This is a genomic window from Johnsonella ignava ATCC 51276 (genome assembly GCF_000235445.1).
In the GTDB taxonomy this organism is placed as follows: Bacteria; Bacillota; Clostridia; order Lachnospirales; family Lachnospiraceae; genus Johnsonella; species Johnsonella ignava.
This window is the reverse complement of sequence record NZ_JH378829.1, coordinates 445,401-461,000: the sequence shown is the minus strand read 5'-3', so window position 1 is coordinate 461,000 and position 15,600 is coordinate 445,401. Positions and strand designations below refer to the sequence as shown.

Here is a 15,600-nt window from a genome sequence, read left to right as displayed (position 1 = left end):
CACATTCTGCACTAAGTTAGCGGGTGCCGGGCTTAATCCCAAATCTTTACAGTATCTTATGGGACACGCAAGTATAGCAATGACACTTGATTACTATACCCACGCCAACATACAGACTGTAAAAGAGGAATTTAATAAGCTGGCTATGTGATATAAGTATTAGGATTACTACTATTTTACTACTTTTGAATAGCAAAATAAGTGAAGTTTTAAGAATTTATATCATATCTTCCATAAAAGAAAATACCGATAAAGCACGTAAATACGGGATTTATCGGTATATAAGAACTTATAAAAAGATGAATGGGAAAGTGGATATTATTTGGATAAAATTATAATATTCGGCTTGTATTTGCATATATATTTGGTAAAATATATATGTGCAGACTTATACGGTATCCTTTAAAGTTTAAAAATCCCGTTTAACTGTTTATGTATTATGCATTAAGCAGCATTAGATTTCATTAAGATGATTTCTATATATGGGATATGGATTTTGAAAGGAATATCATGGAAAAAAATAAAAAATATAAATACAAATTTAAATTAAGTAATAAGGATTTGGTTTTTATTATATTTTGTGTTTTATGTACTTTTATATGCTATGGCTGCAAAAAAACTGACAGCATTGATATAAAAAAGTATGATAATGATGATTTTATAAAAATGGACGGTGCAGTTTCAAGTACAAATTCAGCGGATACTGCCGATATATCCGATTTTACAGTTTCAGAAGGTTTTAATAAATCTTCCGGTACTGCTGTAAGTCAAATTCAGGCTTATTCAGATAAAGAAGATACAGATGATGCCGACATGTCTGAAAATAAAAAGATATTTGTACATATATGCGGAAGTGTAAACAATCCTGATGTATATGAGCTTGAAAGCGGTTCAAGGGTAATTGATGCGGTTAGGGCGGCAGGGGGGTTTAGGCAGGAAGCTGCAAAGGACTGTATAAACCTTGCAGGTATACTTTCAGACGGGGAGAGAGTTTATATACCTGATAATTCCGAGGCATCAAGTATGTCAGCAGCAGGTGAGCTTTATAAAAACGGAAATTTTTCAGAAAACTTTGCGAACGGTCTTTCGGAGAACTCTAAAGCTGCGGATTTATCAGAGGGTAATAAAATCGGAAATGATTTGCACACAGGAAGAGCAGCCGGAAAAATAAATATTAATACTGCCGGTGAAGAGGAACTTATGAGGCTTAAAGGTATAGGGAAAACCAGAGCAGGGGATATTATTTTATACAGAAATACACATGGAAGTTTTAATGACATTTCGGATATAATGCAGGTACCCGGTATAAAACAGGCTGCATTTGACAAAATAAAAGATGATATATGTGTAAAATGAACTTTTAAAACTTAAAAGAATTGAGGGTATTATGAGCAGAGCACTTATAGTTGATGATGAAAAAGGTATAGTTAAGGGTATTAAATTCAGTCTCGAACAGGAAGGCATGGAGGTTGATGCTGCATTTGACGGTGAGGAAGGATTAAAGCTTGCAAGGGAAAATGAATATGATATAGTGCTGCTTGATGTTATGCTGCCCAAAATTGAAGGCTTTGAAGTATGTAAGGCGATAAGAGAGTTTTCTCAGATGCCTATAATTATGCTTACGGCAAAAGGTACCGATATGGATAAGATACTTGGACTTGAATACGGTGCCGATGACTATATGACAAAACCCTTTAATATACTTGAGCTTAAGGCTCGTATAAAGGCTATTATGAGAAGAAATCAAAAAAGCCAGCATGCCGCCTATGAAGAAAGCAGTATAATCAGAGAGGGTGATATGCAGATAGATATTGACAGTCGCAGGGTTATGATAGGTGATAAAGAGATAAACCTTACTGCAAAGGAGTTTGACATACTAGAACTTCTTGCAGGCAATGCAAATAAGGTATATAGCAGAGAACAGCTTTTAAGTCTGGTATGGGGCGGAAAGTCAGGCGAAACCGGCGATGTCAGAACCGTAGATGTACATGTAAGAAGGCTTAGGGAAAAGATAGAACCTTCCCCCAGTGAACCCAGGTATGTACATACAAAATGGGGAATAGGCTATTATTTTAGAGCAAGATAATATATGGTCAATATATGCTTTTTAGTAGTCGGGAGTATTAAAGAAAGCTTTTATCGTGAGGCATTTGCCGAATATAAAAAGAGACTTTCAAGATATGCCGATATCGAAGTATTTGAAGTAAAAGATGAAAAAACCTCAGAAAAGGCATCTGAGGCTCTTAACAATAAAATATTATCAGCTGAGGGCTTAAGGCTGCTTGAAAAGATAAGGGACAATGATTTTGTAGTTGCACTTGTTATAGACGGAAATAAAACCTGTTCATACGGATTTGCGGAAAATATTTCAAAATGGCTATGCAGCCTCAGGGGCAGGCTTTGCTTTGTTATAGGGGGTTCAATAGGACTTTCAAAAGATGTAATTAAAAGGGCTGATTACAGGTTAAGCTTTTCAGATATGACCTTTCCGCATCAGCTTATGAGGGTAATACTTGCCGAACAGATATACCGTGCATTCAGGATAATAAATAATGAACCCTATCATAAATAATGAGCCTTATTAATTAAGCAGTTATAGGGATTATAAAAGATGTAAGTTTAATTATATTTGCCTTGGGGGAAATAATTAATAACGGTTATCGCCTGATATAATGTAAAAAAGTCATCTATGCAAAATAAAGATATTTTGTTATAATACGGTGTGATTCAGTTTTGAATCTGAATATAATAATACTTTTATTTTAAAGGAAATATTTATCAAATACGGTAGGGCATAAGCCTTTTGACCGCAAGCAGGGCTTTTTCACTGCTTTTAATTCTGCTGCAGCCGGCAATGCCGAAGCTGTATATATTTAAATTCCAGGAGGTGCTATATGGCAGAAATTGATGATGTAAAAGTCGGTTTATCATGTGATAATAAGGCATTGGGTGAGGTTAAAATAGCTGATGAGGTAGTCGCTGTAATAGCAGGGCTTGCGGCAACTGAAGTTGACGGTGTAAACTCTATGGCAGGCAATATAACCAATGAATTGATAGCCAAGCTGGGTATGAGGAACCTTTCAAGAGGAGTAAAGGTTGAAGTTGCAAATAAGCATGTGTCGGTTGATCTTGCACTAAATATAAATTACAATGCCGATATACCGGAAGTGAGTGAAAAAGTTCAGGAGAGAGTAAAGAATGCAATAGAGAATATGACAGGGCTTTCAGTTGTGGAAGTCAATGTGAAAATAGCCGGTGTTAATACAAAACAATCATAAAAACCGGCAAATTATAATATCATATATGTTTTATGAGTTGTTTAAGGAAAGTTTGTTAAAAATGGCTACATGCGATATAAGAGATAATAATACCGGGATATATTGATGGTATAATGGAGGAGGGAAAACATAGCTTTATTTTATATAAAATAAAGCTGCTGTTTTCCTTTGCCTTTTATGCGTAATTCTATACAATATGGAGGTGTTTTGAAAAAGGAATTTGAGCCGAAGGATATAGCATTATATGGTATGCTTATAGCACTTGCCATGGTTCTTAGTTTTATTGAAACTATGATACCGATACCTATGGGTATACCCGGGATAAAGCTTGGGCTTGCCAATCTTGTAGTAATAGTATGTCTGTATACTCTTGGTGAAAGGGCGGCATTTACGGTTTCACTTATAAGAATACTGCTTATAGGATTTACCTTTGCAAATCTTTCAACTATGATGTATTCAGTAGCAGGAGGTATGGTAAGTTTTGTGATCATGGCTGCGGCAAAGAGATTTTCAAGTCTGAGTATGCCTGCTGTAAGCGTGGCAGGTGCTATAAGTCATAATCTGGCACAGCTTGTATTTGCAGCCGTGATAGTTGGGACGGCAGGAGTGTTTTCTCTGCTTCCGTATCTTATAACGGCGGCGGTATTAAGCGGCTTTGTAATAGGTATAATTGCCATATTGGTAATAAAAAGGATTGTAAAAGTATTTGGATATAAACTTGAAGAATAGATGTAATTTGAGGAAGGAATATAGCTATGGGAAGAACTAAGGTTGATATAATTTCAGGATTTTTAGGTGCCGGAAAGACTACATTTATAAAAAGGCTGCTTGAAGGAAGACCTGATAATGAAAAGACCGTACTTATTGAAAATGAATTCGGTGAGGTAGGTATAGACGGAGGATTTTTAAAGGATTCAGGTATTGACATAAGGGAGATGAATTCAGGATGTATATGCTGCTCACTGGTAGGAGATTTTTCTAAAAATCTGAAGGAGATTCTTGATAAATACCGCCCTGACAGAGTTATTATTGAACCTAGCGGGGTAGGAAAACTCTCTGACGTATTAAAGGCGGTAGCCGATGCGGCAGAAGAATCCGGACTTGAGAACAACTCTGCGGTTACAATAGTGGATGCTAAGAAGGTAAGGCTTTATGCTAAGAATTTCGGTGAGTTTTTTAATAACCAGATAGAAAATGCCAAGGTTGTAGTACTCAGCAGAACCGATATTATGGATAGAGAAAAGATTGATGAGTCGGTAAAAGAAGTAAGAAAAATCAACCCTGATGTAAAGATTATAGATACTCCGGTAAATGAACTGTCAAGTAAAAAGCTGTTTGAGATACTTGAGACTGACGGGAATTTTGAAAAGGAGCTTTTGCGAGAGGTTCAGCTTAAAAGTTCTCATAGTCATGAGGAACATGAGCATCACAGTCATGAACATGAACATCATAGCCACGGAGAGCATGAACACCACAGTCATGAACATGAACATCATGGCCATGGAGAGCATGAGCACCACAGTCATGAACATGAACATCATGGCCATGGAGAGCATGAGCACCACAGTCATGAACATGAACATCATAGCCATGAGGAGCATGAGCACTCTGAAAGCTGTACTTGCGGCTGTCATGACCATCATCATCACCATCACCATGCAGATGAGGTGTTCGACAGTTGGGGAAGTGAGCAGATGCCGCCGGTGGAAGAGGGAAAACTTAGAGAAATCCTTGAAGAGCTTGCGGAGGGCAGCGATTACGGTATAGTTTTAAGAGCAAAAGGTATGTTAAGGGATAAAAACTCCGATAAATGGATTTATTTTGATCTTGTTCCCGGAGAAGTTGTTATACGAAACGGGGAGCCTGACTATACCGGAAAGGTTTGTGTGATAGGAACCAAACTTAATACTGAAAAACTTGAAAAAGCATTTAAATCTTAAACTTAAAGATACGTTTAAAGCGACTTTAAGAAGTATTTAAAAGTTGATTTGATGATTATTAACCGGCCGGCTGGATTGTAACTGTAAGAATATTGCAGCAATTTTCAGCCGGTAAAGTACATATAAATATAATTGCAGCAAGAGGGATATTTAAAGATGAATAATAAAGAACAGAGGATTCCCGTATTTTTAATAAACGGCTTTTTAGAAGCGGGAAAAACAAAGTTTATTAATTTCACATTGGAGCAGGATTACTTTAAAACGGACGGAACAACCCTGCTTATAGTTTGTGAGGAAGGTGAGGAAGACTACCATACTGATGTATTGGGAAAATTTAATACAGATATAGTTTATATAGAGGATAAAGAAAATATAAGTATACCGAAGCTTCTTGAACTTGAAAAAAAATATTCTCCTGAGAGGATACTTATAGAATGGAACGGGATGTGGATGCAGGATGAGCTTAAGATACCGCCTTTATGGTTTATAAATCAGACTATAAGTATATTTGATACATCAACTATGGATTTATATCTAAAAAATATGAAACCGTTTATGGGACCTATGCTTAAAAATTCCGAGCTTGTTATATGCAACAGAGCAGATAATATATCGGAGGAAAAGCTTGGAGAATACTATCTGGCACTTAAAGCCATGGCTTCCGAGGCTGAGATAGTATTTGAAGGTGAGGAGGGAGAGATAAGAGGCGATTTTTGTATACAAACTCCTTATGATATAGACAGCGATAAAATCACTGTAAAACCTGAACACTTCGGAATATTTTTTGTTGATACTATGGACAGATCTGAAAGATATGACGGTAAAGATGTTGAGTTTAGTGCACAGGTTTTAAGGGTACCGGGTTTTCCGAAGAACTGTCTTGTGGCAGGAAGAAAGTGCATGACATGCTGTGAGGCGGATATGCAGTTTTTAGGGTTTATATGCTTCTATGACGGTGCGGATGCATTTAAAAACCGTGATTGGATTAAGGTAAGGGCGAAACTTAAAAGTGAATATAATAAACAGTACGGCAGAGTAGGTCCGGTACTTTATGCATTTGATATAGTGCGTACAGGTCCTTTAGATGAAGTGGTGGCATTTTAAATTAAGCAGCTTAAAAAATGGTCTTAATCTGAATGTTTGCTGTTTTTGTTTATTTACAGCCGGAAAAAATTTTTTTAAAGAAGTATGTGTAATCTGAAAAGGCAATGAACCGTATTTGTATTTTATTAAATATGTTTGGAGAAAAAAGTAATGTCTGATAATATAATAAAGAAAAAAGAATATAAATATGATGCATTTATAAGTTACAGGCATCTTGATCCTGATGTTGATATAGCACAAAAATTGCACAAGCTCCTTGAAACATTTAAAATGCCTAAGGAACTCTCAAAAAGAATAGACTGGAAAAGCAGGTCATTTATAGACAGAGAGGAGCTTACTACAGGAGATCTTTCAAGTGCTATAATAGAGGGGCTGAATAATTCAAGACACCTTATAGTGATATGCTCAAAGAGAACAAAGTTTTCACCATGGTGTATAAAAGAAATAGAAACTTTCAGAAAAATACATGGCGATGATAAAGTCCTTGCACTTCTTGTTGAGGGTGAACCGGACGAAGCTTTTCCGGATCCTGTAAAGCAGCTTAAGAGCAGACAAAAAAATGAAGTAATAGATGCGGAATATCTGAATGATACAGACGACGAACCTTTAAGTGATAATAATGCCGGTGAAATACTTGCAGCAGATGTAAGACCGTCTAAAGTTAAATCTCCGGATTTTAAAGGATATGAATATTTAAACAGGGAAGAAATTAAAGAATTAAAGAAAGAATCTCTGCAAATACTTAAGCAGAAGGAAATTTACAGAATAGTGGCAGGAATGGCAGGTATAACTTATGGCGACCTGAAGCAGAGAGGGCGTGAAAGAAGACTTAAGATCATACTTGCAATAGGTACGGCTGCTATGACGGCACTGTCGATATTTACCACCTTTATGATCATGATGTATATGCGTGCATTAAAGTCTGAGAGGACGGCAAAGCAGCAGACGGCACTTATGATACAAAACTATGCGGATAAATCGATAGAAAACGGTGATAAAATCTCTGCCCTTTTAATTGCTAAAAAAGCTATGGAATATGCTTCAAATAAAATGGATTCAATAGACTATATAAATGCCGAAAATTATTCCATACTTACAAGAGCTGTTGTAAATGAACCATATTCAGCGTTTGCAGAAATTGACATAGGCAGAGAAAGTCCGCAGTTTGCCATAGTTGACAGCGGCAAAAAATTGGCAGTTATAGGAGAGGAGGGAGATATTGAGGTTTGGAATATAGAAAACGGAATGTTTGATAAAAAACTGGAATCGGATAAATTCTTTGTTTCAGTTACGGGTGAAGAAAATTCAGATAATGTTATAGGAATTACGATCGACAGAAAGATAATAAAATATAATATTTCAAATTCCTCACAGGAGGAGATAGGCAGCTCCTCAAATTCAAGGTATTCGGAAACCGTATTGACAAAAAACAGTACATGCATGATTGGATTCAGCACTTATACGGATAAGAGCTTTTTAGATATATGGGATATTGAGAAGAAAGAAATTGTATATAACAAAAAATTTGATTCAAACAATAAATTTGTACGTGCGGCACATTCAAATGCAGGTGCTCATATAACCTATCTTTTAGATGACGGTTCGCTTACAGGTATAGATCTTAATACAATGGAGGAAAAACAGATTGCACCGCCTGTAAGTGCTGAAACAAGCCGTTTCAAAAATATGGTTTATAATGAAAAAGGAGATAAACTTTATTATACTTTAGAAACAAAATTATATGCGGTGGACCTTGCGGACCCTTCAAATAATAAGGAGTATGATCTCGGTTTTTATGCAGGAAGTATTAGATGTAGTGATGGGCTGTTATATATAGAAAACAGAGCAGGTTCAAAAATAAATATAACGGTATTAAATGCCGATTCGGGCGAGACAGAGGCAATACTTAAAGGAAAATATGGAACTTTAAATAATTTCAGTATAAATCCGGCACAAAAAGAGGTTGTAGGTTCATGGTCTGACGGCAGCATAAGCGTATGGAGAGATATAACCTTTAATACAACGGCTGATAATGAAATATATAAGTATATAAAAGGTATTGACAGTTCGGTTTCTGCAAGGCTGAAATTCAGTGAGGACGGGAAATATCTGATAAATTCAAATATTGACGGCACTATCTCAGTTGTAAGCACGCTTGGGAATACGGAGTATGAAGAGTTTAGCGGAGAGCTTATGGCTCAAAGCAGAAATTACAGATATGCTCTTATTAAAAACGGGCTTAAACTTTCAATATATGATACTTTGGAAAAAACTGAAACTGCCGAGCTTACAATGCCTGAAGACTTTGATATATTTTATACTATTTATGCGGTTTCAGATGATGCCGGAACAATTGCGGTAAGTAATTTTAAAGATCTGGGAGTATTATTTGTAGATACTCAAACCAAACAGGTGATTTCGGAAAGCAAGGCGGTAGACTTTATCATTGATGATTTTACTATGATTAATGATATAAAGTTTGCACAGGATAATAAATCTGCATATATAACCTATTCAAACGGTGAATTTGCTAAGGTTGATATATCGGACGGCAAAAAGATACAGGACTACGAGGGAGCCGACTCAAGCATTGACTCGATTATACTGAGTGATGATGATAAGTGGCTGGCTATAAATACATCCGACAGGAATACATTTATTATAAATGCAGAGTCCGGAGAAACAGTGCATAAGCTTAACGGTGAAGCCTATGCATTAGATGAAAGCTCAGGAAGGCTGGAGGTTATAGGAACCCTGAATGACGATATATTTACATGGACAAAGGAGGATGGCGAAAAAATCACCTCAACCAATAATTTAAGACAGGGATTGCTGAATCGTGCTTTAAATTATAACTCAATATCTCCTGATAAAAAATATATGCTTACCAGTATTTCAAATGGAGATACGGTACTTACAGATGTAACAACCGGAGTATTTATAAAAAGTTTTTCAGGAGAAAAAAAATCATTCGGAAGGGCATTTTTTGCAGGGGATTCATCAAGTGTAATTTATACCTCTGCAAAAGGAGTTTCAAGACTTGAAAAGCTTTATAATATGGAAGAACTTGAAAAGAAAGCTGAAAATATATTGAGAGGGCGTGAACTTTCTGATGAAGAACTTGAAAAAATAGGAAAATCAAAATAATTATAATAATTTATTTAAAAACGAATGGATAAAATATTTATGAAAAAAAGAATATTAGATTTTTTTATAAGATTCAAGAATGAGATAATGACTATATGTATATTTATGGGCGGAATATGCGGTGCCATAGGTTCATATATGTATTATAAACCGGTTCTTTCAGGTTACAGGCTGGTATTTGCGGTTCTTTACAGTACAATTAAACTTTTTATATTTACTCCTGTAATACCGATTGATGCGGATTATTCGGTTTTATTTGAAATAGGAAAATGGCTTGCTCCGCTGGCTACATTAATAGGGCTGTTTTCAATATTCGGAAATGTATTTTATAAAATTAAGCAGATGATTATGTCATATGGAACATATAACTATATAGTATTCGGCAACAGTGAGGATGCAAGGAAGCTGCTTGGTAATATAATAAAAGAGGATAACCGGGCGATAGGCTATCTTATAGTTGATTCTTCTGAATTTTTAAATAATGAGGAAGAACTTATAAAAATCGGAATAAAAACTGAATATTTAAATTTTGAAGCTGAAAATTATATAGTAAAAAACGGTTTTAAAAATTCCGCTCTGTATGAAAAAATAAAATCGCTCAAATTAAAAAAAGCAAAGCATATTATTTTTTTTGATTCGGAGATGGAAAATTACGGAAGACTTAAATCTCTGATAAAATATCTGCCTGAAAGAAAAAATAAATATAAAATTCTTATGAGATATGAAACTGATGAGATTAAGGAGATTATTGAATCCGATATTGATGAAGCGGATAACCTGAATGTTGACTTTTTTAATTTTGAAGAAAGGATAGCGCAGGAGCTGCTTCAAAAAAGCTGCCGTCCTTATAGAAGACTGAATGCAGAGTCATCTGACGATAGTCAGACTTTAAAAATAAATTCTGAATTCAGTATTGAAAAAGAAATTTTAAATTCACAGGCTCCGCTTAAGGCGATAAGTTCATATCTGGGTCAAATGCATATACTTATAATAGGATTTGGAAAGCTTGGCAGAGCGGTGCTTATTCAAAGTCTTAATATAATGGTGGTAAATCCTGATAAAAAGCTAAGAATAACCATAGCGGATAAAAATATAAATGAGAAGTTTTCCGATTTTATTGCCGATTACAGACAGATTTCAGAGATGGCAGAGATAGAACTTATAAATGAAAATGTGCTTCACAGGGATTTTTATAAGGAAATTATTAATATTGATTCAAAAAATAAAATTAATAATATTATTTTTACGCTTGATAATTATAAAAATGTTATTATTGTCTTAAACAGGCTTAAGGGAATACTTCCGGATACTGATATAGCTGTAAGAACCAGAAAGCTGAAAAATGCCGAGATATTTGCCGAAAGATTAAATGAATATTACAGCAATATAACTCTTTTCGGGGAAGAAAGTCAGGTGCTTGGAAAGGGTTTTGTTCTTGAAAATGAGATCAAGGAAAAAGCTATAGAATTTAATTACAGATACAATATAAATGCTGCAAGGATAATGGGGTATGATGAACCGAAAGATTCTGCTTTAAGTATGTGGGAAGGGCTTAATACGGTAAAAAAGGAATCTTCTTTTAATCAGATATTTCACAATTCCACCAAGCATAAGCTTATACAATTTTTTATCGAGTCCGGGATTTTGCCTGCCGATCTTACTGTGGATAAAGTGCTTGAAAGTTGGGAGGAAGTAATTAAAAACAAGGATATAGATGAGCAGATTAATATCATAGAAAAAGATCCTTTGATGAATTATTTTGCGGCTCTTGAGCATAGGAGATGGTGTAACTTTTATTTTCTTAGAAATTTCTCATATAGTGAAAAAAAAGATGAGAAGGCTTTAAAGCATGACTGCCTTATTACAGATTGGGATAAGTTTTTAAAATCATCAAAGCGCAATACTGTAATATATGATTTTATTGCCGTGCTTAATAAATAATATGATTGTATAATTTTAAAGATATATATGGTTTTTTACAGGATACAAATAGCTTTTTTACAGCTTTATCCCCAAAATATAAGTTTAATTATTAAAAAGCTTTAAAAGACTTTTTATAAGAATCGCAGGAATAATTTGACTTTATCGCTTAAAGGGGTTAGAATAGTAGAAATTTCATATAAAAAAGCTGTGAAGGTGCATAGTAGTATTGCAGACAGGCACAGAGAGGGGGAGATATGCTGGAAATCCCCTGCCCCGGTCTGTATATACGAAATTCACACCGAAGCTCCGAAGCTGAACCGTTGTAGCAGTAGGCTCCGGCGTATTATACACGTTAAGTATTTAAGTGTCGTTTTATGTAGGCTGATATACCGTTTATAAACTGTATATATAAAAATATATAAGTTTGCGGAAGCTGTCGGCAGGTAATACGGAAGCCGGGTGGTACCGCGGGTTAATTCTCGTCCCAGTTTATACTGGACGGGAATTTTTTTGTTTAACGGGAAATTTTCCTGTTTACATTAAAATACTTTTTATATGAATATTTATAAAACAAATGAAAGGAATGCTAAAAACTATGAAGGAAAAACTTGAGAAACTTAAAAAAGAAGCATTTGAAAAAATCAACAGTGTTGATGCACTTGATGTTTTAAATGATATGAGAGTGGCTTATCTCGGTAAAAAAGGAGAAATCACAACCTTACTGAAAACCCTTAAGGATGCAAGCGATGAAGAAAGACCGAAGCTGGGTCAGTATATAAATGATACAAGGGTTGAAATAGAAAAATATATAAGCGATATGAAAGATAAGCTTACGAAGCGTATGCGTAAGGAGCAGATGGCATTTGAAGAGATAGATGTTACGCTTCCGGCAAGAGCTCCCGATATAGGACACAGGCATCCAAATTCAATAGCATATGAGCAGATAGAGAGAATATTTGTAGGTATGGGATATGAGGTTGTTGACGGACCTGAGATAGAATATGATGAATACAATTTCGGAAAATTAAATATACCGGAGAACCACCCTGCAAAGGATGAACAAGATACATTTTATATAAATAAGGATATAGTTTTAAGGACACAGACTTCGCCGGTACAGGCAAGGGTTATGGAGAAAGGGGAATTTCCTATAAGGATGATATCACCGGGAAGAGTTTTCAGGTCGGATGCCGTAGATGCGACACATTCACCGTGCTTTCATCAGGTTGAGGGACTTGTGGTTGACAGAGGAATAACCTTTGCGGATCTTAAGGGCACACTTAAAAAATTTGCCACGGAACTTTTCGGAAAAGATATAAAAGTTAAGTTCAGACCGCATCATTTCCCGTTTACAGAACCTAGTGCCGAGATGGATGTAAGCTGTTTTAAATGTATGGGAAAGGGATGCAGGTTCTGTAAAAAAAGCGGATGGATAGAGATACTTGGCTGCGGTATGGTGCATCCGAATGTGTTTGACAAATGTAATGTTGACAAGAGCAGGTATCAAGGCTTTGCTTTCGGTATGGGACTTGAAAGGATTGCACTTTTAAAATATGAAATAGATGACATGAGACTGCTGTATGAAAATGATATAAGGTTCCTTGAGCAGTTTAATTAAATATACCTGAATTTATCAAAGACATTAGATTAAAAGTAATATGGCTGATTCTTTACCGGTGGTATAGATATCGACCATAAAAATATATTGTAGGAGAAAGGAGAGTATGTTTATATCTTGTATAAAAGCTATACAGCATACGAAAAATATATATGAAGACAGCGTTATCGTGGATAAAGGAATATGTACCCGGGCTTGAAGTAGATGATGAAAAATACAGTGAAACCATGACAATTACAGGAACAAAGGTTGAAGGATATGAAAGACTTGATAAAAATCTTGACAAAATAGTGGCAGCCAGAGTGGTGTCTATGGAAAAGCATCCTAATGCCGATAAGCTCATGGTTTGTATGTGTGATGTAGGAGGGGATAAAAATCTTCAGATAGTTACAGGTGCGAAAAATGTGGCTGAAGGTGATATGGTTCCTGTAGTACTTAGCGGCGGCAGGGTGGCTTCAGTTCACGGCAAGGATGAGATTCCTGAAGACGGTGTAAAGATAAGCAAGGGAAAATTACGAGGCATTGAGTCGGATGGTATGATGTGCTCTATTGAGGAATTCGGACTTGACAGAAATTATTATCCTGAAGCCCCTGAGGACGGCATTTATATACTTGATAAAGATGTAAAGCCCGGTACTGATGTAGTGGAGCTTCTAGGGCTTCATGATACGGTATTTGAATATGAGATTACCTCAAACAGGGTGGACTGTTATGGTGTAAGCGGTATAGCAAGAGAGGCTGCCGCCGCATTTGACAAGGATTTTAAAGAACCTGAGATTATAAAGACCGGAAATTCCGAGGATATAAATGATTATTTAAGTGTAAAAATTCTTGATGATAAGCTTTGCAGGAGATATATTGCAAGAATGGTCAAAAATATAAAGATAGCACCGTCGCCCGCATGGCTGCGGCACAGGCTTGCTGCAAGCGGTATAAGACCTATAAACAATATAGTTGATATAACCAACTACGTTATGGAGGAATATGGTCAGCCTATGCATGCCTTTGATTATGATACCATAGAGGGGCATGAGATTATAGTTAAAAGAGCAAATGACGGGGAAGAATTTACAACACTTGACGGACAGCAAAGAAAGCTTGATCATGATATACTTATGATCAATGATGCAAAGAGGGCTATAGGTATAGCAGGGATTATGGGAGGTGAAAACTCCAAGATAAGAGATGATGTTACTACTATGGTATTTGAAGCGGCTACATTTGACGGAACCAATATAAGGCTTTCTTCAAAAAGGCTCGGATTAAGGACTGATGCTTCATCAAAATTTGAAAAGGGTCTATGTGCACAAAGTGCATATAAAGCTATAGAGAGGGCATGCACTTTAATTGAACAGCTTGGTGCGGGAGAAGTAGTAGGCGGCATAATAGATGAATACCCCAATAAGGATGCTCAGGTAGAGATAGATTTTAAGCCTGATGAGATAAATGCACTATTAGGCACTGAATATATAACGAAATATGAAATGATTTTTTATCTTAAAAGACTCGGAATAAAATATGATGAACAGACAGGTAAGGTAATATGCCCTGATTTTAGAAATGATCTTGAATCAAATGCGGATCTTGCCGAAGAGGTCGCAAGAATTTACGGTTATGAAATGATAGACACTACTCTGCCAAGAGGAGAGACTACACTTGGAGGTTGTTCGTTTGAAAAAAGGGTTGAAGATGCGGCAACTCTTGCGGCACGTTTCTTAGGTTTTTCTGAAACTATGAGCTATTCATTTGAAAGCCCTAAGGTATTTGACAAGCTCAATATATCAGAGAATGACAAGATGCGTGAGGCTGTTAAGATAATGAATCCGTTAGGTGAAGATTTTTCAATTATGAGAACCTGCCCTGTAAACGGTATATTAAATTCTCTTGCACTTAATTACAACAGGAGAAATAAGTCGGTAAAGCTTTATGAATCGGCACGCATTTACATGCCTAAAAGTCTTCCGCTTACCGAGCTGCCTGATGAAAGAAAGCAGCTTGTCCTCGGCTTCTATGACTGCGGTGATTTCTTTGATATGAAGGGTGCCGTACAGACAATATTTAAGTTTACCGGAGTTAACGGCAAAAAAACCTACAGCCCGGACTGCGATAAAGCCTTTTTACATCCTGGACAGAGGGCTGATATCCTCTATGAGGGTGAAAAGCTCGGTTATCTCGGAAGGCTCCACCCTGAAGTTGCCGATAATTACGGGATTTCACAAAAAACTTTCATCGCCGTTATTGACATTGAAAATGTAATTAAATATTCAAACTTTGATACCAAATTTAATGAAATTGCCAAATTCCCGGCTATGAGCCGTGATATAAGCCTTGTAGTGCCTAAAGCGGTTACTGCCGGTACAATTGAGGAGATTATTGAAGAAAAATCAGGCTCAATACTTGAATCTTATAAATTATTTGATGTTTATGAGGGCGGGCAGATTGCCGACGGATTTAAATCCATGGCATATAATATTATATTCAGACACAGGGAAAGGACACTTGAAGAAAAGGAAGTATCACAGATTATAAGTGATATTTTAAAAGAACTTGAAAAATTAGATATAAAGCTGCGCAATTAGTGTAAGGATAA

Annotated in this window: 12 protein-coding genes and 1 other annotated feature; all 12 genes read left to right on the top strand. The window is 36.0% G+C overall.

Features of this window, described 5'->3' with window-relative positions; translation table 11 throughout:
• On the top strand, positions 1-151 hold a 151-nt coding region (locus HMPREF9333_RS12455), incomplete at its 5' end, for a tyrosine-type recombinase/integrase (protein WP_156797249.1).
• A gap of 359 nt (positions 152-510) precedes the next feature.
• Positions 511-1,356 carry a helix-hairpin-helix domain-containing protein gene (locus HMPREF9333_RS12105; RefSeq protein ID WP_050798089.1) on the top strand — a complete coding sequence of 282 codons (846 nt, stop codon included), beginning with the start codon at positions 511-513 and terminating at the stop codon, positions 1,354-1,356.
• A gap of 31 nt (positions 1,357-1,387) precedes the next feature.
• Positions 1,388-2,086 carry a response regulator transcription factor gene (locus HMPREF9333_RS02115; protein WP_005539446.1) on the top strand — a complete coding sequence of 233 codons (699 nt, stop codon included), beginning with the start codon at positions 1,388-1,390 and terminating at the stop codon, positions 2,084-2,086.
• A gap of 3 nt (positions 2,087-2,089) precedes the next feature.
• Positions 2,090-2,572, top strand: coding sequence for a 23S rRNA (pseudouridine(1915)-N(3))-methyltransferase RlmH (gene rlmH / locus HMPREF9333_RS02110; RefSeq protein ID WP_005539445.1), 483 nt, complete (start codon positions 2,090-2,092; stop codon positions 2,570-2,572).
• 322 nt (positions 2,573-2,894) lie between these two features.
• Positions 2,895-3,278, top strand: coding sequence for an Asp23/Gls24 family envelope stress response protein (locus HMPREF9333_RS02105; protein WP_005539444.1), 384 nt, complete (start codon positions 2,895-2,897; stop codon positions 3,276-3,278).
• Between the two features lie 207 nt (positions 3,279-3,485).
• Positions 3,486-4,007, top strand: coding sequence for a Gx transporter family protein (locus tag HMPREF9333_RS02100; protein WP_005539442.1), 522 nt, complete (start codon positions 3,486-3,488; stop codon positions 4,005-4,007).
• 26 nt (positions 4,008-4,033) lie between these two features.
• On the top strand, positions 4,034-5,218 hold the full coding sequence (locus HMPREF9333_RS02095; protein ID WP_005539440.1) for a CobW family GTP-binding protein: 1,185 nt from the start codon (positions 4,034-4,036) through the stop codon (positions 5,216-5,218).
• Between the two features lie 156 nt (positions 5,219-5,374).
• Complete coding sequence (locus tag HMPREF9333_RS02090) at positions 5,375-6,322, top strand: TIGR03943 family putative permease subunit (RefSeq protein ID WP_005539437.1); 948 nt, start codon at positions 5,375-5,377, stop codon at positions 6,320-6,322.
• A gap of 150 nt (positions 6,323-6,472) precedes the next feature.
• Entirely contained in the window at positions 6,473-9,469 is a 2,997-nt protein-coding gene (locus HMPREF9333_RS02085) for a toll/interleukin-1 receptor domain-containing protein (RefSeq protein ID WP_005539435.1), read from the top strand.
• A gap of 39 nt (positions 9,470-9,508) precedes the next feature.
• Complete coding sequence (locus tag HMPREF9333_RS02080) at positions 9,509-11,410, top strand: Rossmann-fold NAD(P)-binding domain-containing protein (protein ID WP_156797230.1); 1,902 nt, start codon at positions 9,509-9,511, stop codon at positions 11,408-11,410.
• A 180-nt stretch (positions 11,411-11,590) separates the two neighbouring features.
• Positions 11,591-11,882 (top strand) — a binding site (T-box leader).
• Between the two features lie 105 nt (positions 11,883-11,987).
• A complete protein-coding gene (gene pheS, locus HMPREF9333_RS02075; RefSeq protein WP_040882028.1) occupies positions 11,988-13,010 on the top strand; it encodes a phenylalanine--tRNA ligase subunit alpha in 1,023 nt (340 codons plus the stop codon).
• A gap of 152 nt (positions 13,011-13,162) precedes the next feature.
• Entirely contained in the window at positions 13,163-15,589 is a 2,427-nt protein-coding gene (pheT, locus tag HMPREF9333_RS02070) for a phenylalanine--tRNA ligase subunit beta (RefSeq protein WP_005539429.1), read from the top strand.
• Positions 15,590-15,600: the final 11 nt, after the last annotated feature.

What these genes read in the sequence shown, in the direction of transcription:
- HMPREF9333_RS02090 (WP_005539437.1), top strand. Translation starts at nt 5,375, where the DNA reads ATGAATAATAAAGAACAGAGGATTCCCGTATTTTTAATAAACGGCTTT.
- HMPREF9333_RS12105 (WP_050798089.1), top strand. Translation starts at nt 511, where the DNA reads ATGGAAAAAAATAAAAAATATAAATACAAATTTAAATTAAGTAATAAG.
- pheT (WP_005539429.1), top strand. Translation starts at nt 13,163, where the DNA reads ATGAAGACAGCGTTATCGTGGATAAAGGAATATGTACCCGGGCTTGAA.
- HMPREF9333_RS02095 (WP_005539440.1), top strand. Translation starts at nt 4,034, where the DNA reads ATGGGAAGAACTAAGGTTGATATAATTTCAGGATTTTTAGGTGCCGGA.
- HMPREF9333_RS02115 (WP_005539446.1), top strand. Translation starts at nt 1,388, where the DNA reads ATGAGCAGAGCACTTATAGTTGATGATGAAAAAGGTATAGTTAAGGGT.
- pheS (WP_040882028.1), top strand. Translation starts at nt 11,988, where the DNA reads ATGAAGGAAAAACTTGAGAAACTTAAAAAAGAAGCATTTGAAAAAATC.
- HMPREF9333_RS02080 (WP_156797230.1), top strand. Translation starts at nt 9,509, where the DNA reads ATGAAAAAAAGAATATTAGATTTTTTTATAAGATTCAAGAATGAGATA.
- HMPREF9333_RS02085 (WP_005539435.1), top strand. Translation starts at nt 6,473, where the DNA reads ATGTCTGATAATATAATAAAGAAAAAAGAATATAAATATGATGCATTT.
- rlmH (WP_005539445.1), top strand. Translation starts at nt 2,090, where the DNA reads ATGGTCAATATATGCTTTTTAGTAGTCGGGAGTATTAAAGAAAGCTTT.
- HMPREF9333_RS02105 (WP_005539444.1), top strand. Translation starts at nt 2,895, where the DNA reads ATGGCAGAAATTGATGATGTAAAAGTCGGTTTATCATGTGATAATAAG.